This window comes from Bartonella sp. MR168JLCBS, from assembly GCF_042194175.1.
This window is the reverse complement of record NZ_JBHIMP010000182.1, coordinates 325-666: the sequence shown is the minus strand read 5'-3', so window position 1 is coordinate 666 and position 342 is coordinate 325. Positions and strand designations below refer to the sequence as shown.

The 342-nt window shown below is 38.9% G+C and carries 1 pseudogene; it reads left to right on the top strand.

From position 1 onward, the window contains the following. Positions 1 to 342: pseudogene (locus tag ACFIK8_RS10190) on the top strand (DUF1499 domain-containing protein); the annotation flags it as partial.

Below are 342 nucleotides of genomic sequence, written 5' to 3'. Positions count from 1 at the left end.
CTGTTACAGCGCTTTTCCATGATTAATGTAACCGATTTTATGATTTTGATTATAATCTCTGCTTGCTGTATTATTGTTTCTCTTTTTCTTGCTGTCAAAGCATTTTACAATTTATGGGTGTATGGCGCTCTGGGGGGAATGAAAGCTTTAAGAGGGATCATTTATTCATTGATCACTGCCACACCATTGGTGTTATTTATTAGACTTTGGTTTGCTTTTCCTGCTCTTCACGATGTTTCTACTGATACCCGAAGACCACCGGCTTTTTTTCGAACTATACGTCCCATCGATGCTTTGCCGCTCAAAAGTGTTTTGATTGAACAGGCGGCATTACAAATGTCA